Genomic DNA, 18,333 nt, shown 5'->3' with positions numbered 1-18,333 from the left:
TGCCGAACATCAATCGTAGTAAGGAACCTTGCGGTCAACGCCGTTGATATTGATCAGCACAAAACCGGTTGGCGCGGTTTTATTGGTCGGTGTACCCGCCGCAGTAGCGAGCGTAACGACCCCTTTTTCATTGGCACCGATGCCCGCCAGTCCATTGTGCATGCCGAAGCGTGCAGCGGGTTTCAGAGTGCCAACTTTGGTAATGTCCGTCACCACCGACATATCGGACTGGAACAACGAGCAGGAGCCGGTATCGAAGCGGGTCGGACCGGTCGTCTTCAGGTTGAACATGGTCTCGCCACTGCTGGCTTTCAGCTTGACCCATACCGCTGCATAGGTGGTTCCTACCCGGCTATAACGGATGTCCAGCACGGAAGGCTGCCCCATGTGGTAAGCATCCGCCCAGACCGTTTCCAGCCGCTGCAGGTTGATCAGCGTTTTACCGGTAGCAGGCATATTTACGGGTGAAGCGGCGGTGCCGGACGGCGTAGTGGCATCCGCTTTCCCGATCAACTCCATCACCCATTGCTGGTTAGGCGCCGGGAAAAAGAGCTGCCCCAGCCGATACCAGTTATCGGTATCGGTGTTGTTCACCACTTTATAGCCGCTGTAATAGCCGGCACGCAGCGAACCCGTCATGAACGTGCCGAAGTTCTCATCCCGACGATAGCCATATTCAAAGGTCGATAACCACTTACTTCCAGCCAGATCATTGGTAATTTTCGCCCCCGCCTGCAGGTTAATCTGACGCATCACCACGCGGGCATTGTTAAGATTGAATGGTGCGGCACAATCCTCAATGTTGAGCGTATCAATGGTCCACCCACCATCCGACAGGTCTCCCGGGTTGGTCGTGTGCTCAATCCAGACGTTTCGCATGATACCCTGCGTGACGCGCGGCATGTAGAGTGTGGCGTCGCCATAGCCCGACTGGAAGTTGGCATTACACAGCTCAATGGCGGTTGAGTGGTCCCAGTTCCCCTTCGGTGTGTTTGACCAGCCGATATCAAACACCCGTGAATAGGTCGAGGAGCTGTAAATCTGATCGAACTTACTGTCGAGCGTATCCTGCAGCTTAAAGACGGTTCCACCGGTACTTTGCGCCTTGAAGCAGAAGATATTGACGATCTGGCCGCCGACAATCGTATTTTCGAAGAACGGCTGCACGTTGCTGCACTGTTCAGGCGTAACGGTGACTTTTTGAGTGGTGTCGACAGTCCCGGCATTAGCTTGTCCGTGCCAGCAGATACCTTTGATGACGATTTTGCGTGCATTAACCTTAAACACCGCACTCGCGCTTTTATCAGAGACAATGGTGGTGCGCGGTGACGATCCGAGTTCGATATCATCACCTGCCAGACCAAAAAACGGCAACTCTGTATCGCTGATATCAATGGGTGAAATCAGGAAGCGGCCCCCCGGAAAACGCACCGGCATCGCTTTCGCATAGGCGTTATAGGACTGCGTCCATGCCAGCATCCGCTTAAAGGCTTCAGTGTCATCGGTCACGCCATCCCCTCTCGCGCCAAAGTGCAGAACATTCACTTCAGTAGGGTCGTTGATGGTGCGCTTCCAGTAGAAACCATTACCCACTGCCACCGTACCGCCATCATCTTTCAGCGTAGTAGTGGAGAGAAAACCGACAAAGTCAGCACCGCCACGGAAGCTGGAGTCTTTGTCGTAATAGCGTTTCAGGCTCGCGACTTCACCTGATTTTGGCGGGACCGTGGTACGCAGTTCAGCAAAAGAGTTAACTTCGATCATAGAATCCTCCTCAGGATCAATGTGATATCGCGCTGATTGTCAGCGCACTACTTAGCCGCAGCCGGATGGCCGCAAAGGGTGTCCCACATATCGTTGTGGGTATTGATGGCGCGCACTGTCCTGACGTCCATTTTTTGCGCGTCATCGCCGTAGGTATAAAGAGGGGAAAAAAGTACGCAGGCAGAGTCGGTGATCGCCACCGGCTCAGGGTTTGTGGTATTTCGACTGCTGCAGCTTGTCGCGAGCAGCAGCGTCATCAAGACTGTGGTTATCGGTCGCCACACGGTTAGCCTCCTCGCGGTTATGTTGTTGTTGCTGCGCCACCGCGCTGACGCGGGACGCCTCCTGTTGTGCGTTATCGACGTCAGATCGCGCTTTTTGCTGCACTTTGCCGATTTTCCTGCCGCCGAAATAAGTGGCGCCCAGTGCAGCAATAACGCCTGCCAGTGCAGCAAGCCAGTGCCAGCTGCCGCCCAGTAAGGTGGTAATCAGAGTCATGGTTTCGCTCCTTCAGCCTGCTCCTTCGCGTTGAGCAGGTTTTTCTGACGAACAAACTGTGCAATCACCCCCATCGCCACCATAAATGCGCCCACCAGCCCCAGGTAGTCGTGCGGCAGAATCGTTTTCACGTCCTCCGGCAGTACGCTCCAGGCATCAACGGCAGCAGAAGGAAACGACTGCGCCCAGGCGCTGAGCATCGAACCCAGTGACGCGAGCCAGACGGACCAGGTTTTGAAGAGGAGCCGGGCATGAGAGACAAACTGCAGGGTAGTGAAGCGCTGTAAGAGCAGCAGGATGACGATCGCCGCCAGCACGGCAACGAGAAACATAAGCCATCTCATAGCAGCCCCCTGTAAACCGCATAGGTTCCGCTGCGCATCATCTCCGCATGACGTCGGGCGCGGCCCGGTGTCTGGCGGGCCCAGAGGCTGTTCATCATCGCGTCAGCCGCTTCATTGAACTGTTCAGCCGCGATGGCGGTAAGCATGTTTTTAAACTGCATAACGCCTTCGACGCCCAGTTGATACGTCATGCTCAGCAACACATCCGTTCGGGCGTCATTACACTTCGCCAGCGCATTACGCAGCAGATCCCTGCCCTGCATCTCCTGAACTTTGTTTTCAAGAATGCACTGCTTCCAGACGTCCCCGACGCGCCGCGGCACGCGGAAAGTGTAATTACTCAGTGATGCCCCCTTAGGTCCGATGCGGATACCGCCTGCCACCGTGGGAAAGCCCAGCGTGTCGAGGTAAGGCGTGTCGACATACCCCTCTTCAAAATTCAGCACTGCAATTATCTGGCTCATAACGACTCCTTAATGACGGGTTAAAGCAATTCACCATTGTGAAAAGAAATACATAACGCCTGCTGATCATTACCCGTTCAGGCGCAGCAAGAGGCCTTACTGACCCTGCAGCAAAACTGAACAGTAATTCAGCACATTGCGTCCAGTGAGAGCTGGAGATAACGAAGAGTTAGCCGGAACGGAAAAGCATGCTGTCTTCGCGCTTCAGCTCACGACGTAGAGATGAACGTGGGGAAGACAGCAATTGTCGAAACTGGGTGTTTCCTGACTGGTGACGCGGGGTGCGGTGATTGCGCGATCAACACGCGGGGCGACCTGACGCTGGCAGATTTGCTCTGCACGTCTCAGGACAGGGGGTTCAGTTGGAAAGTTAAGGGCCTGGTCGATGCTCTGAGTCAGGCTGCTGAGAGGTTGGCGCCGCCGATGGCGACGAGTACGTGCGTTGCCCACAAAAACGCTTTTGCCATAGTGAATTATCGCCATAACTCCTCCTGTGAATGAGTCTTTGGCGATGGGGTGGCAGGCGCGAGCTTTCGGTGATCCGAACGGGCCCGAATGACGTGTATCGCGCTCGCACGCTCGCCGCCCGGCTGCGTTAGCAGCCAGGTGGAAAGTAAGCGAGGGGGAAATAAACGGCATCTGACGACGCTGCATTTTGCGCATCCACCCCATCCCAAAGTTCACTGACTTTTGGGTGGTATGATTCGCGCTTGTGCAGCGCCTCAATTGTTTAAGAGCGGCTCATCCGTGAAAGAACTGGTTCGTTCATCCATATCCAAATTATTAACAGGTTCTTATGCTTTATCAAACACTGTTGGTTAATTTTTTATTTACCGCTGGTTAAATTTATGAATTTATGTCGATTATTTTTTTGCAGCCCGTCTGAGAAAGGCAGCAAAAGCGGCCTTAGCCGAGAATTTGATAGTGACGCGCCTGACTCATGATCACTTTTGCCAGGACCTTCAGGCTGGTGACGTCATCATGATTGAGATACCAGGTTTCATAGCGTTTATTGTCTGAAATCACAGCAATTTTCTTATGCTGCAGCTGCAGGCGCTTGAGATAGAGTTGCTCATCAAGGGTAAAAATGTAGATGCCATCACCGTCGAACATCCGCACGCTGATATCCACAAACAGCTGATCGCGCGGTGCAAAGGTGTCAGCCATAGAGTCGCTATTGATGGCAATTAACCGGATGTTCTCCGCCGGACGCCCATTGAACAGCACCCGCGCCTCATCCAGACCATATTCGATCGCCTGGATGGTCTCCACAAACTCATCACGCGCGGGCAGTCCCGCAGCACTTCGCTGCCCGATATCGAGGCTATCAACCCGAAAAACATTCTTATGGCCGGTGAACGTGCTCAGCGTTACCGGGTCAGCGGGTTGATCCATACCGTATTGCAGCCACTCTACCCTGACTCCCAGCAACTGGCTGAGCGCCAGTAAATTGCCGCCATCAGGCACTGACTGCGCGTTAAACCACTTCCACACTCCCGGCGTTGAAATCTTGCAGCCTTGCTGCTGCAGGGCTCTGGCAACCTGTTTGTTTCGTCCATGTCCGGCAATGCCGGCACTCTCACAGGCCGCTATCAGCCTGGTGGTGAAAGCTTGTCTTGTACTTTCTTTTTTAACCATTAGTTAATAATCAGCCATAGAAGAGATACTGGATGTTATTTTCATTATTGCTACCAGTTCATTTTATATTACCGCTCGTTTACTACCTAACCGCTTTATCAAGCATTTCTAATTATCATTATCCGCTTCGGTCTGCATCTGAACAAAAAATATTGCCTCAGGCCGCATACAGCCCCGGCTTTCAGGAATGTTCCGTAAGAAATTGCGTAAAATTCAGCCAGCTTAACGGGCGACGGTGGCGGGATCGGAATGAAATTTAATCAGACAGGGAGAAAACTCTACCTTTCACTGGATCGAAAAAGCGGGCTAAAAAAAACGGGAGTCTCTGAAAGACTCCCGTTTTGTTAAAAATTATCGTCGTTATGACCTGAGTGTGTCGTCGCCCCAGGCAATCCATTTATAGGTGGTCAGCGCCTCTAATCCCATTGGCCCGCGTGCATGCAGTTTCTGGGTACTGACCGCCACTTCCGCACCCAGGCCAAACTGCCCACCATCGGTAAAGCGGGTGCTGGCGTTAACATAGACCGCGGAAGAGTCGACCTGACGGACAAAGCGCGCGGCGTTGCGGGTGTCGCGGGTCAGGATAGCATCCGAGTGCTGCGTGCCGTGCGTGCGGATGTGATCGATCGCCTCATCCATATCCGCCACTAATTTGACGTTAAGATCCAGCGACAGCCACTCATCATTGTACTGCTGTGGATTGACCTGTCTGACAGCCGCCGGACCCTGCTGCAGCTGCGCCAGCACGTTACTGTCCGCATGCAGCGCAATCCCTTCCTGCGCCATACGCGCGCTGAAGGCGGGCAGGAAGCGTTCGGCCATCGCCTGATTCACCAGCAGCGTTTCCAGCGAATTACAGGCGCTGGGACGCTGTTTTTTGGCGTTAACGATCAAATCAAGAGCCGGTTCAATCTCCATCGTCTCATCAATGTAGATGTGACAGACGCCGATGCCGCCGGTAATCACCGGAATAGTGGAGTTTTCCCGGCACAGCTTGTGCAGCCCGGCTCCGCCACGCGGGATGAGCATATCGACGTAGCGATCCAGCTTCAGCAGCTGATTCACCAGCTCGCGATCCGGATTTTCAATCGCCTGTACGATAGCCTCCGGTAAACCGTGCTGCTGCAGCGCGTTCTGAATGACCCGGACGGTGGCCGCATTGGTGCGCCAGGTCTCTTTGCCACCGCGCAGTATGGCGGCGTTACCGGTTTTCAGGCACAGGCTGGCGACGTCCACCGTAACATTGGGACGCGCCTCGTAGATCACGGCCACCACCCCCAGCGGCACGCGACGGCGTTCAATGCGCAGACCGCTGTCGAGCTGACCGCCGTCGATTAACTGTCCCACCGGATCGGCCAACTGACAGACCTGGCGCACATCGCTGGCGATGCTGCTGAGGCGTTGCGGGTTGAGTGTCAGCCGATCTAACAATGCGGCGCTCATGCCGTTCTGACGCGCATCAGCTAAATCCAGCTCATTGGCTGCCAGAATGTCTGCGCTTTCCGCCTCAAGGCGATCGGCAATGGTCATCAGAACCTGATTCTTCTCAGCCGTCGACAAATCGGCCACGGTGTAAGCTGCGGCACGCGCCGCTTTTCCCATCTCTTCTAGCATTGTCCGCTCCTTAACTGACGATCATGTCGTCGCGGTGAACGGCCACCGGGCCATATTCGTATCCCAGAATTTCGCTGATCTGCTGGCTGTGATGACCGGCAATCATGCGCATCGCGTCGCTGTTGTAGCGAGAAACACCGTGAGCAATATCCCGGCCCTGCAGGCTGCGGATGCGGATCACTTCACCGCGCGAGAAATTCCCCTGAATAGCGCGAATGCCCTTGGGCAGCAACGAACTGCCGCGTTCAATGATGGCAGCCAGCGCACCGTCATCGACGGTGAGTTCGCCTGCCGGTGGCGCACCGAAGATCCAGCGTTTACGGTTCTCCAGCGGCGATTGCTGCGCATGAAAGCGCGTTCCAACCGGCTTGCCGTCAATCACATCACTGATCACACCGCTGCGACTGCCCGAGGCGATAATCACGTCTATTCCTGCCCGGCAGGCAACATCCGCCGCCTGAAGCTTGGTCGACATGCCGCCGGTGCCCAGGCCGGACACGCTGTCACCCGCGAGCGCGCGTAACGCATCATCAATCACATGGACATCGCTGATCAGCTCAGCTTCTGGATTGTTACGCGGATCGGCAGTAAACAGTCCCTGCTGATCGGTCAGCAGCAGCAGCTTGTCGGCACCGCCAAGCATCGCTGCCAGCGCCGAAAGATTGTCGTTGTCGCCCACTTTGATTTCGGCAGTCGCAACCGCATCGTTCTCGTTAATCACCGGCACAATGTGGTTATCCAGCAACGCGCGCAGCGTGTCGCGGGCATTAAGGAAACGTTCGCGATCTTCCATGTCAGCACGGGTCAGCAGCATCTGACCAATATGGATGCCGTAGATAGAGAATAACTGTTCCCACAGCTGAATCAGACGGCTCTGCCCCACCGCAGCCAGCAGCTGCTTTGAGGCGATGGTCGGTGGCAGTTCGGGGTAGCCCAGATGTTCGCGTCCTGCGGCCATTGCGCCAGACGTAACAATCACAATGCGGTGGCCGGCTGCGTGCTGCTGCGCGCACTGACGAACCAGTTCCACCATGTGCGCCCGATTTAACCGGCGAGAGCCGCCGGTAAGAACGCTGGTACCCAACTTGACCACTAAGGTCTGACTGCCACTCATATTTCCTGCCGTAGTGAAAAATTTTTACGAAAGGACGTTTTAACAGGAGTCGATACGGAAGCCAACAGCCAGCGGGGGAAAAGCACGAATTTACGCGGACAAGGCAGTAGACCAAAAGTTCAGCATTAACAAGAAATCCGGAAAAGTGTCATAAAAAGTTCATCACGGACGGGTAAAAAGTCGGTGTTTTACAAAAACTTTCATTTTTTTACGGCGTTCACATTGGGATTGATAGCAAATGAAGAAAAGCACACTGGCCATGATCGTCTCCACGCTGACGCTGGCTTCTGCCGCGCACGCTGCCGAAATCTATAACAAAGACGGCAATAAACTGGATTTATATGGCAAAGTTAAAGCTGAGCACTACATCAGCGATAATGCCAGCACAGACGGTGACAAGTCTTATACCCGTATCGGCTTTAAAGGCCAGACGCAGATTAATGACCTGATGACCGGTTACGGTCAGTGGGAATATCAGTACAACGTTAATAACTCTGAAGGCAGCGACGCCAATAACGGCAACAAAACCCGCCTTGGTTTTGCTGGCCTGAAATTCTCGCAGTATGGTTCGGTGGATTATGGCCGTAACTATGGCGTGCTGTATGACGTTGAAGCCTGGACAGACGTGTTCCCGGAATTCGGTGGTGATGGCACGGCACGCTCTGATAACTTTATGACCCAGCGCGCCACCGGCGTCGCGACTTACCGCAATAACAACTTCTTTGGTCTGGTCGATGGCCTGAAATTTGCACTGCAGTATCAGGGCAAGAACGACGCCACCAGCGCCAACAGCCGCACCGATATTAACCGCCAGAACGGCGACGGCTATGGTGCTTCACTGGGCTACGCGCTGGGTGATAGCGGCGTGAGCCTGATGGGTGCCATCACCTCATCTGATCGCACCAACCAGCAGCAGGCGCGCGCCTATGGCGGCGGTGACCGTGCAGATTCCTGGGGCGCAGGCGTGAAGTATGATGCCAACAGCGTTTACCTGGCGGCGATTTACACCGATACCCGCAACATGACGCCAATCAGCGGCACCAACCGTAATACCGGCGCTGCCGTCGCGGGCGCAGCCAACAAAGCGCAGAATATCGAACTGGTGGCGCAGTATCAGTTTGATTTCGGCCTGCGTCCTTCTATTGGTTATGTGCAGACTAAAGGCAAGGATATCGAAAACGGTATCGGCGATGCGGATCTGGTGAAATATATCGATGTGGGTGCAACCTACTACTTCAACAAAAACATGTCCGCCTTCGTGGATTACAAAATCAACCAGCTGGATGATGACAACGCGCTGTCGATCAACAACGACGACATTGTGGCGATGGGTGTGACTTACCAGTTCTGATGTCAGGCTCATGCCGCATAGCATGAGCGACAGAATTTGTGAGCATCGAAAAGGGCGAGTTTTTCAACTCGCCCTTTTGTTATTTCAACCATCTGGCCCGGTTTGCTGTGAGATCGAGCCCGCTCAGGTAATCGGGTCAGAACGGAAAGGCGATTACGCCAATCCATGGCCGCTCGTCCCGCGCGATTACGCACCTCATCCCTGAGGTGCGCCCGTTGCCGGGCCAACGCTCTGCGTTGTTCAAAAACGCTCCCGGCGTTTTTGTCCCTGCCGCGGGACGCTTTCCTTTTCTGACCCGATTACCTGCGCGTTGAGCTTATTCGTTGCTGCCAGATTCACCCTGATTGAGAGTTGTCAGCAGTTTGTGGGCGAGCGTTTTAACTCACCCTTTTATCGCTAAACACCCTATCAGGCGCTCAGCTTCACCGGTTTCTCATCGAAATCACTGGCCGGGATAAGGTCCAGATCTAACTCCTTCAGCATCGCCTTCAGGCGGGTATGGAAATTCCGTAAGGTCTCTTCCACGCGCGCCGTGTTCTCTTTGCCCTTGATGGTTGCCACCGACCAGTCACCCTCTTTATCGAACAGACCGATATGGTAGACATAGGTAAAGTGGTCAGCCTGCGCTTCCAGCTCCATCCACCAGCCCCAGAACTCACGAAGTTCCGGTGCCGGTTTCACATTGACGCAGGCAGCCAGACAGTCGAAGAAGAACCGGGTTTCGTCACATTTCCCATCGCGAATATAAGGCCCAAGCTCGGTAAAACGCTTAAGCAGGCGACTGCGGGGATGACCACTTGGTAACGTCATGCTGATTCTCCATAGGTTTTGACCGCTATACAGCCCTGATTTCCGGGCGGCCTGATTACGTCATAAGCCTTTATAGGGCAGCCCGGAAGAATTCCGCTACTAGTTGTAGCAAATACTGTAAATTTTGCCAGTTACCTTTTTAAACGCTTCTCCAGCCAGTCGCAAATCTCATTCAGCGCTTTATCGAAGCTGGCCATCATCGGCTTCACCGGAATCAGCAACGCTTTGCCGTCAGACGACGAGTTAGCGATCAGCTTGCTCTCCTCTTCCGGGCTGAAGAGATCGTTCTGCCAGTAGCCCGACAGCATCGGCGTCGGCGTCCGGCGGCCCAGCAATCCCTGAGTTTTAAGCGAATAGCGATTGAGTTCGGTGCGCAGCGCGCTGTCGGAAGCGGTCGCCATGCCTAACCGGCTGGCCAGCATATCCATGTACATATCCGGGATCTCATCCTGCAACGCCGTCTGCGTCAGCAGCGCATGCACAATCGGGCCAAGACAGGCGACGCCGCGCAGCCGCTGCGATTCCAGATAGGCCAGCCGCACCGCCACGTTCGCGCCAAAGCGATAGCCAAACGCCGCCACGCGGGTGTGGTCAACCCAGGGCACATTTTTCAGATCGCGCAGCACCTGCTGATGCAGAAAACTGGTGTCCTGATTCAGCGTCCATTTCACCGAGTTACCCACCGACGGCACATCAATGGTCAGCATCGCAATGCCGCGCGGGGCGAGATAGTCATGGAACAGACGGTAATGATCGCTCTGTAACGAGTCGAGCGCGCCGCAGAACAGCACGGTGGGATAAGGCGCTTCAACATCCGGCGGTATGTGCAGAAAGCCGCTGACCGGGCTGCCGCCCGTGATGGCAAACGTCAGGGACTTCAGTTCGCCTGGCAACCGCTGAGTGGCCTCTTCATAGGCGCGGTTGGCCAGCGTCTGTGCCTGGTCAGCCAGCTCATCGCCTTTTATATAGGGATAAGCGGCAACGCTATAAAGGTGCGCCGCGTGCAGCCAGTAGTCGCCCGCCTCACTGTCTTCGGTCGCCTCCAGCGCCTTCTGCTGCCAGATGCCTGCCTGTCTGCACCATTCAAAATGCCAGTTGCCGCCGCGGAAACCAATCACCGTGTCGAGCAGCGTCTCATCAGTATGTTCAACGTTGCTGATGGCGATACGCGCCAGCACTTCACTGATCTCCTGCGGCGTCAGGCCGCGCCATGTCCACATCAGCTTATTCAGCATGCGATACCAGCCACGCTGGCTATCACCGTCCAGGGCTGAGTGGACATCCGGGGTAGCGTGATGCTGGCGGCGAACCAGGGAAGAGGTTTCAGGATGCTTAAAGCGCGGCTTGAATAGCTCCTCGCTGAGATTTTTGCTCGACATACTCACTTCTCCTGCAACAAAACGGCGATGGCTAAGTGTACTGTACGCCAATTCGGGGTGCGAGGCTCAGAAAGCACAACGCCCGGAAAACCGGGCGTTGTCTGATGTGTATCAATCAGTTTTTTACAATCGGCGGGATGTAGACCACACCCATATCCCACGGCTGCTCAATCCAGGTATCCTGCGGAATATCGACGATATAATCATCAACCAGTGAGCGACCAGCCGGTTTCGCGAAAATGGTGCAGAAACGCGCTTTCGGGTACATCTCGCGGATCGCCTGAGCGGTGCCGCCTGTGTCTACCAGGTCATCGATCACGATAAAGCCTTCACCGTCGCCTTCTGCGCGCTTCAGCACTTTCATTTCGCGCTGATGATCGTGGTCATAGCTGGAGATGCAGACGGTATCAACGTAGCGGATACCCAGTTCACGTGCCAGCAGCGAAGCCGGTACCAGACCGCCGCGGCTCACCGCGATAATGCCTGTCCACTGCTCAACAGGCAGCAGGCGCTGGGCCAGTTTACGGGCATGAATCTGAAGCATGTCCCAGGTAACGACGTATTTTTCGCTCATAGAATAGAAATCCCAGCCAACCGAAGTGGCGTAAAAATGTGCAACGGGGAAAAGGTTGCGCGAGATTATAAGGAGTTGACGCACTAAAAACCAGCACCCGCGCGCTGGTTGCGGCTTTTTAGCGCGTCTGAGAGCGCACCCGGTAAAAAACAGTGATATTCTCAGGCCTGGCTCGTCAGATTCTCTGACGGCGATTTTTCACTGGAAACTCGCGATGTCCGGCCTCGCCGGTACACTGACACAGGAGACCTGTCGTGTCTGAATTGTCTCAACTCTCTCCACAGCCACTGTGGGATATTTTCGCTAAGATCTGCTCGATTCCCCATCCCTCTTTTCACGAAGAAGCGCTGGCGAACTACATCACCGGCTGGGCTAAAGAGCAGGGCTTCTGGTGTGAGCGCGATCAGGTCGGCAACATCCTGATTCGTAAGCCCGCCACCGCAGGTATGGAAAACCGTACTCCGGTTGCGCTGCAGGCGCATCTGGACATGGTGCCGCAGAAAAATAACGACACCGTTCATGACTTCACCAAAGATCCGATTCAGCCCTGGATTGACGGCGAGTGGGTAAAAGCGCGCGGCACCACGCTGGGCGCGGACAACGGCATCGGTATGGCTTCTGCGCTGGCGGTACTGGCTGACAACAGCCTGACGCATGGCCCGCTGGAAGTGCTGCTGACCATGACCGAAGAGACCGGCATGGATGGCGCTTTCGGTCTGCAACCCAACTGGCTGCAGGCTGAAATCCTGATCAACACCGACTCCGAAGAAGAAGGTGAGATCTACATGGGTTGTGCAGGCGGTATCGACTTCGTCTCTACCCTGCCGCTGACCCGTGAAACCGTGCCTGCTGAGTTCCAGACCCTGAAGCTGACGCTGAAAGGACTGCGTGGCGGTCACTCCGGCGCTGATATTCATATGGGCCTCGGCAACGCCAACAAACTTCTGGCGCGCTTCCTGGCGGCACACGCGGCTGATCTGGATCTGCGTCTGCTGGCGTTCAGCGGCGGTACGCTGCGCAACGCAATTCCGCGTGAAGCCTTTGCCACCGTGGCGGTCGAGAGCCACAAAGCGGATGCGCTGAAATCCGCGGCGGCGCACTTCCTTAGCGCCATCAAAAACGAGCACGGCATTAAAGAGCCAAACATCGCTCTGGTCACCGAGCCGCTGGCGCATCAGGGTGATGCCCTGAGCACTGACAGCCGCGATCGCTTCCTGAACCTGCTGAACAGCACGCCAAACGGCGTGATCCGCAATTCAGACGTGGCGAAAGGCGTGGTCGAAACCTCACTGAATATCGGTGTGGTGACGATGGAAAACGATCACGCAGAGATCAACTGCCTGATCCGTTCGCTGATCGACACCGGCCGCGATTATGTGGTGCAGATGCTGACCTCGCTGGGCCAGCTGGCTGGCGCGCAGACCAAAGCGAAAGGCGGCTACCCAGGCTGGCAGCCGGATGCGGACTCCGCCATCATGGCGCTGACCCGTCAGACCTATATCGCGCTGTTTGATAAGACCCCGAACATTCAGGTGATTCACGCCGGTCTGGAGTGTGGTCTGTTCAAAAAGCCTTATCCGGATATGGATATGGTCTCGATTGGGCCGACCATCACCGGGCCGCACTCGCCGGATGAGCAGGTTCACATCGAAAGCGTTGGTCTTTACTGGAAACTGCTGACCACCCTGCTGAATGTGGTGCCAGAAAAGTAATTCTGTCACAAAAAAAGTCAACCAGGCTCCGGCCTGGTTTTTTTATGCCTGTCATTCACGCCCAGCATAATCCGCTGCCTTTTCCGCGCTTTACCCCGCAATTCCGCCATGTTCCCGCGGTTCGCTGGTCACAGCCGCCATTATGTCCGGATGTCTGGATGGCTAATAAGATTTCGTGCTAGCTTATGCGCTTTCGGCTGTTGCCGCGCCTGAAGGTTCAGGAAAAAATGCGGCCAGTGTTTCTTCAGGAGAGTAATGACATGCCAGGGTTAAACCGCCTTGAGATGCGTAACATCTCCATCGCTTTTGGCGGGTTTGCCGCGCTATCGTCGGTGGATTTCCGCAGTGACGGCCATTCAGTCCATGCGCTGACCGGCGCGAACGGCGCGGGGAAGTCAACGCTGATGGCGATCCTGTCCGGCTCGCATAGCCACTACAGCGGCGAGATCCTGCTGGATGGTGAGCCGGTCTCCATCCGCACGCCGCGTGATGCAAAACAGCTGGGTATCCATCTGGTTCAGCAGGAAGTGGATGTCGCCCTGGTGCCGCAGCTCAGCGTGGCGGAAAACATTCTGCTGGATCGGCTGGCAGAACCAGGCCACCGCTATCGCTGGGGCGAGATCCGCCGTCAGGCTCAGGCCTTGCTGACGCAGCTCGACGTGGCACTGGACGTCAACCGACTGGTGGAGCGCTGCACCCTGGCGGAAAAACAGCAAATTCTGCTGGCGCGGGCGCTGTCGCACCACTGCCGCTTCCTGATTCTGGATGAACCCACCGCCCCGCTGGATCAGCACGAAAGCGAGCGGCTGTTTGCCGTGGTGCGTCGTCTGCAGGCCAGTGGGATCGGCGTAGTGTTTATCTCTCACCGCATCCATGAACTAAAAGCCATCTGCGACCAGCTGACGGTGCTGCGTGATGGCCGCCTGATTGAAACCGGCCCGATGGCGGCGCTGAGCGGCGAACAGATCGTGGAGAAGATGCTGGGCCATCAGCTCACCGATATCTTCCCGGCCCGCCGTGCACAACAGGCACAACCACTGCTGCTGGCGGTAGAAGGCCTTCACGATGAACAGCTGCTGCAGGATATCTCGCTAAGGCTGCACAAAGGCGAAATTCTGGGCATCGCCGGTCTGGCCGGTGCGGGCAAAACCGAACTCTGCAAAGCCCTGTTTGGTGCCAGCAAAAGCCGCGTCAGTCGCGGGGAACTGCATGGTCAGCCGTGGCAGCCCCGCTCGCCGTACGACTCCGTCAGTCGCCGCATGGCGCTGGTGCCGGAAGAACGGCGCAAAGAGGGGATCTTTATTGATGAGTCGGTCGCGATGAACCTCAGCGTCAGCGCGGACGACAGCTTTTCGCGCTGGAGCCTGTTCGGGCATCGTCAGGCGTGGCGCTGGGCTGAGCAGGTTATCCAGCAGTTGCAGGTACGCACCACTGGCCCGGCACAGACACTGCGGCGTCTCTCCGGCGGCAACCAGCAGAAAGTGGCCATTGGCAAATGGCTGCGCAACAACGCTGATGTGCTGATTTTTGATGAGCCGACCAAAGGCGTGGATATCAAAGCCAAAACCGAGCTGTTCACCCTGATCGATAACCTGGCGCGCGAAGGGAAAGGCATTATCTACGCGTCGGGGGAATTTTCTGAACTGGTCGGCTTATGCGACCGGATTTGCGTGCTCTGGGATGGACGCATTGTGGCCGAGCTGGCTGCACGCGACGTGACCGAAGAGACGCTTTTGCTCTATTCCACCGGAGGAACCCCTGCGTGAGCAGTAAAGAAACCCGCCTGAACCTGACCCCCTCGCCGTGGCGTCACCAGTTGTTCGACTTTCTCTATAAATGGGGCATGTTGCTTACGGTGGTGCTCCTGATCGCTGCCTTTGGCCTGGCCTCCGACAGCTTCCTTGAACCCAACAACATCATCAACATTCTGCGCTCGATTGCGATTGTTACGGTGATTGCGATCGGCGTGTCCATCTCCCTGACGGTTGGCGGCTTTGATCTGTCGGTCGGCTCGACCGCCTCGCTCGCCAATGCCTTAGTGATTTCGCTGTTTGTCTGGTACGGCTTCGGCACGACCACCGCCATCCTGCTCACCCTGGCGCTCTGCACCCTGGTCGGGCTGTTTAACGCCTTCCTGATTGTGATCCTGCGCATTCCCGACATGCTGGCGACGCTGGCAACCCTGTTTGTGATTCAGGGTGTGGCAATGACCTACAGCTTTGGCGGGTCGATCACCGAGAATATGGTGCTGCCGAGCGGTGATATGGCAGAAGGCACCATTCCAGCGACGTTTGGCCTGCTCGGCCAGGTGCCGACCATCGTCATCATTATGCTGGTGGTGACCGTCGCCGCACAGCTGGCGCTGTCGCTGACTAAACATGGTCGCCGGATGTATGCGCTGGGCGGTAATCCGGAAGCGGCGCGCCTCTCCGGCATCCGCACCACCCGCTACCGGGTGCTGGCTTATGTGATTGCCTCTCTGCTGGCCGGTCTGGGCGGCATCCTGCTCGCCTCGCGTATCGGTTCATCGCAGGTCAACGCCGGAAGCGGCTACCTGATGGATGCGGTCGCGGCGGCGTGGATTGGCTTCTCGCTGGCCGGCTCCGGCAAGCCCAACGCGCTGGGCACGCTGGTTGGCGCGGTCATCCTCGGCGTGCTGCAGAACGGCCTGGTCATGCTCTCTGTGCCCTATTACGCCATGGACATTATTAAAGGGCTGGTGCTGGCGTTAGCACTGGCGATCACCTATATCCAGCGCCGCTGAGGCGCGTTTACCGGAGTTGATAACAATGCAAAAAATAACACTCTCGCTACTGGCCCTGAGCCTGCTGAACGCCAGCGCCGCCTTCGCAGACACCGTCACCCCGGTGCCTGCGGCAATCGCCAGCCATGATGGCCCGATTCGCATTGCGGTGATCCGCAATCTCGGCTCCGATGACAACACCACCCAGTTTGTTGCCGGTGCCATTCAGCAGGGTCGCCAGCTGGGCTTTAAAGTCAGCACCTTTCTCAGCAACGGCGACGATGCGCGCTTCCAGGATTTCGTAAATCAGGCGATCAGCCAGAAATATGACGGCATCGTGCTGTCGCACGGTAAAGCGCCTTACGCCAGCGGACTGGTGAAGCGTATTGCCGATGCCGGTATCAAACTATCCGTGTTTGATACCCCGGTGGATAATCCGATTCCGGGCGTCACCGTCACGGCGCAGGATGATGCTTCACTGGCGCAGTTGTCGCTGGGCCAGCTCATCCATGATTTCAACGGCAAGGCGAACATCGTCAAGCTATGGGTTGCCGGTTTCCCGCCGATGGAACGCCGTCAGGTGGTGTATGAAAAACTGCTGAAAGAGAATCCGGGCATTCATCAGCTTGAGTCGATTGGTGCGGTTTCAACTGACGTTCAGGGCGACACCGCCAACAAGATTGGTGCGATTCTGGCGAAATACCCGAAAGGCAAAATCGACGCGATCTGGGGTGCGTGGGATGCCTTCAGCCAGGGCGCTTACAAAGCGCTACAGGAGAATGGCCGTACTGAGATCAAGCTCTACAGCATCGATGTCTCGAACCAGGATTTGCAGCTGATGCGCGAGAAAAACAGCCCGTGGGTGCAGACGGTGGCGGTCGATCCTAAAACCATCGGCGCGGTGAATATGCGTCTGGTCGCGAAGAAGATTGCCGGTGAAGAGACACCAGCGACTTACCAGTTTAAAGCCGCGTCAATCTCTCAGCAGCAGCTCAACAGTCAGCCTGGCGCGGTGAACGTTGCATCGCTGAACAGGATTATTCCGGGCTGGGGCAGCAATGAGGATTTCGTTGCCCCGTGGTTTGCGACTCTGGCGGCGAAATATAAGAAGTAATCGGAGGTCAGCCTCATCGGGCGGTGAGGCTGATCGTTACAGACCCAGCAGCAGCTGACGCTCCAGCTGGGGATCCACCATGGTGACATGCAGTCCCACCAGCCGCACGCCACGCCCGGCACGACGCTCATCCCAGGTTTTCCGGGCGATGGCAATCATGTCCTCTTTATTCAGTACCGGCCAGATATGCTCCTGGGTCGTCTGCTGGAAATCGCTGAATTTCAGTTTCACGCCCTGCCGCGCCACCTGTTTGTCAGGTCGTATCTGCGTCAGCCGGCGTTCCAGTTCGGCGTAGAGAAAATCGATAATTTCCAGGCAGGCATCCCAGTCGCTGATATCTTCCGCCAGCGTTCGTTCAACCCCCAGCGATTTACGCTCGCGCTCGACGATAACTTCGCGGTCATCAATGCCGTTACTGCGCTCCCACAGCACCCGGCCAAACTTTCCAAAGCGCTTCAGCAGCAGCGCTAAATCTGCCTTCTGCACGTCGCCACAGGTGACCAGCCCCATCTCCTCCAGCTTTTTGGCCGAGACCTTGCCGACGCCTGGAATTTTCGCCAGCGGCAGGGTCAGCAGAAAACCGGCCATCTCTGGCGGGGTAATCACATACTGTCCGTCCGGCTTATTCAGATCCGAGGCGATCTTTGCCAGAAACTTAATCGGCGCGATACCCGCTGACGCGGTAAGCCCGGTTTCACGGTAGATGGTGGCGCGGATCGCCTGCGCCATTAGCGTGGCGGAGCCGTGACAGTGCGGACTGTCGGTGACATCCAGATAGGCTTCATCGAGGGAGAGCGGTTCGATCAGCGGCGTGTAGCGGGTAAAGATATCGCGAATTTGTGCGGAGGCTTCTTTATAGGCGTCGAAACGGCCTGGCAGCAGACGCAGATGCGGACATAACTTAAGTGCCATGCCGGTTGGCATGGCACTGCGCACGCCAAATTTGCGGGCCGGATAGTTAGCGGTGCTGATCACGCCGCGGCGTTCGCGGCTGCCACCAATAGCGATCGGGATATCGCGCAGCTGGGGATTATCACGCATCTCCACCGCGGCATAGAAGCAGTCCATATCGACATGAATGATTTTACGCATACCCCCTCCGGCACTGGATAAGTATACAGTTGGCAGGGGTAACTGCAATATTTGTCGCGCCCACAATTAAAGTTTACAAATTTGTGGCCGAATATCTTTCAGTAAATCGCGAATCTGGCTGT

The 18,333-nt window shown here is 56.1% G+C and carries 17 protein-coding genes; 5 read left to right on the top strand and 12 right to left on the bottom strand.

All coding sequences use genetic code 11. The features are described 5' to 3' along the window. Positions 1 to 9: 9 nt before the first annotated feature. The 8 genes from NIM72_RS16195 to proB all read right to left on the bottom strand — a co-directional run bounded on the left by NIM72_RS16195 (position 10) and on the right by proB (position 7,436). Positions 10 to 1,764, bottom strand: coding sequence for a glycosyl hydrolase family 28-related protein (locus NIM72_RS16195; protein WP_161734474.1), 1,755 nt, complete (start codon positions 1,762 to 1,764; stop codon positions 10 to 12). A 204-nt stretch (positions 1,765 to 1,968) separates the two neighbouring features. Next, positions 1,969 to 2,262 (bottom strand): hypothetical protein, encoded by a 294-nt coding sequence (locus NIM72_RS16190; RefSeq protein ID WP_161734475.1) that lies wholly within the window; start codon positions 2,260 to 2,262, stop codon positions 1,969 to 1,971. Further along, complete coding sequence (locus NIM72_RS16185; RefSeq protein ID WP_161734477.1) at positions 2,259 to 2,606, bottom strand: hypothetical protein; 348 nt, start codon at positions 2,604 to 2,606, stop codon at positions 2,259 to 2,261. The genes NIM72_RS16190 and NIM72_RS16185 overlap by 4 nt, the downstream gene beginning before the upstream one ends. Further along, complete coding sequence (locus NIM72_RS16180) at positions 2,603 to 3,070, bottom strand: glycoside hydrolase family protein (RefSeq protein ID WP_013356911.1); 468 nt, start codon at positions 3,068 to 3,070, stop codon at positions 2,603 to 2,605. Before NIM72_RS16180 ends, NIM72_RS16185 begins: the two co-directional genes overlap by 4 nt. A 204-nt stretch (positions 3,071 to 3,274) precedes the next feature. Further along, on the bottom strand, positions 3,275 to 3,553 hold the full coding sequence (locus NIM72_RS21590) for a hypothetical protein (RefSeq protein WP_161734479.1): 279 nt from the start codon (positions 3,551 to 3,553) through the stop codon (positions 3,275 to 3,277). A 423-nt stretch (positions 3,554 to 3,976) separates the two neighbouring features. Next, entirely contained in the window at positions 3,977 to 4,708 is a 732-nt protein-coding gene (locus NIM72_RS16175; RefSeq protein ID WP_161734481.1) for a S24 family peptidase, read from the bottom strand. Between the two features lie 360 nt (positions 4,709 to 5,068). Further along, entirely contained in the window at positions 5,069 to 6,322 is a 1,254-nt protein-coding gene (proA, locus tag NIM72_RS16170; protein ID WP_161734483.1) for a glutamate-5-semialdehyde dehydrogenase, read from the bottom strand. Positions 6,323 to 6,332: 10 nt separating this feature from the next. Further along, on the bottom strand, positions 6,333 to 7,436 hold the full coding sequence (proB, locus tag NIM72_RS16165; RefSeq protein ID WP_010255198.1) for a glutamate 5-kinase: 1,104 nt from the start codon (positions 7,434 to 7,436) through the stop codon (positions 6,333 to 6,335). Between the two features lie 238 nt (positions 7,437 to 7,674). On the opposite strand from proB, the gene ompC reads away from it, so the two are divergent. After that, positions 7,675 to 8,787 (top strand): porin OmpC, encoded by a 1,113-nt coding sequence (gene ompC / locus NIM72_RS16160; RefSeq protein ID WP_161734485.1) that lies wholly within the window; start codon positions 7,675 to 7,677, stop codon positions 8,785 to 8,787. A 408-nt stretch (positions 8,788 to 9,195) separates the two neighbouring features. On the opposite strand, the gene crl is transcribed toward ompC, so the two are convergent. The 3 genes from crl to gpt form a co-directional block, all read right to left on the bottom strand. Beyond that, positions 9,196 to 9,597 (bottom strand): sigma factor-binding protein Crl, encoded by a 402-nt coding sequence (gene crl / locus NIM72_RS16155; RefSeq protein ID WP_161734487.1) that lies wholly within the window; start codon positions 9,595 to 9,597, stop codon positions 9,196 to 9,198. A 131-nt stretch (positions 9,598 to 9,728) separates the two neighbouring features. Further along, positions 9,729 to 10,976: an esterase FrsA gene (gene frsA, locus NIM72_RS16150; protein WP_161734489.1), complete on the bottom strand. Its 1,248-nt coding sequence runs from the start codon at positions 10,974 to 10,976 to the stop codon at positions 9,729 to 9,731. A gap of 115 nt (positions 10,977 to 11,091) precedes the next feature. Further along, positions 11,092 to 11,550, bottom strand: coding sequence for a xanthine phosphoribosyltransferase (gpt, locus tag NIM72_RS16145; RefSeq protein WP_003851171.1), 459 nt, complete (start codon positions 11,548 to 11,550; stop codon positions 11,092 to 11,094). A 254-nt stretch (positions 11,551 to 11,804) separates the two neighbouring features. Here gpt and pepD point away from each other — a divergent pair, with 254 nt between their 5' ends. From pepD to NIM72_RS16125, 4 genes are all read left to right on the top strand, one after another. After that, positions 11,805 to 13,262 (top strand): beta-Ala-His dipeptidase, encoded by a 1,458-nt coding sequence (gene pepD, locus NIM72_RS16140; protein ID WP_161734491.1) that lies wholly within the window; start codon positions 11,805 to 11,807, stop codon positions 13,260 to 13,262. A gap of 260 nt (positions 13,263 to 13,522) precedes the next feature. Further along, the gene (locus NIM72_RS16135) at positions 13,523 to 15,028 is read left to right on the top strand and encodes a sugar ABC transporter ATP-binding protein (RefSeq protein WP_253421168.1); all 1,506 of its coding nucleotides are present in this window, start codon (positions 13,523 to 13,525) and stop codon (positions 15,026 to 15,028) included. Next, positions 15,025 to 16,026 carry an ABC transporter permease gene (locus tag NIM72_RS16130; protein ID WP_161734495.1) on the top strand — a complete coding sequence of 334 codons (1,002 nt, stop codon included), beginning with the start codon at positions 15,025 to 15,027 and terminating at the stop codon, positions 16,024 to 16,026. Before NIM72_RS16135 ends, NIM72_RS16130 begins: the two co-directional genes overlap by 4 nt. Positions 16,027 to 16,051: 25 nt before the next feature. Further along, the gene (locus tag NIM72_RS16125; protein WP_161734497.1) at positions 16,052 to 17,119 is read left to right on the top strand and encodes a sugar ABC transporter substrate-binding protein; all 1,068 of its coding nucleotides are present in this window, start codon (positions 16,052 to 16,054) and stop codon (positions 17,117 to 17,119) included. A gap of 36 nt (positions 17,120 to 17,155) precedes the next feature. Here the strand turns inward: NIM72_RS16125 and dinB are convergent, their stop codons facing one another. Further along, positions 17,156 to 18,211: a DNA polymerase IV gene (gene dinB / locus NIM72_RS16120; protein WP_253421165.1), complete on the bottom strand. Its 1,056-nt coding sequence runs from the start codon at positions 18,209 to 18,211 to the stop codon at positions 17,156 to 17,158. Positions 18,212 to 18,333 lie beyond the last annotated feature (122 nt).

It is taken from the genome of Pantoea sp. B550, from assembly GCF_024158165.1.
Taxonomy (GTDB): Bacteria; Pseudomonadota; Gammaproteobacteria; order Enterobacterales; family Enterobacteriaceae; genus Pantoea; species Pantoea alfalfae.
The sequence above is the reverse complement of the archived record's forward strand: the minus strand, read 5'-3'. Positions and strand labels throughout refer to the sequence as shown.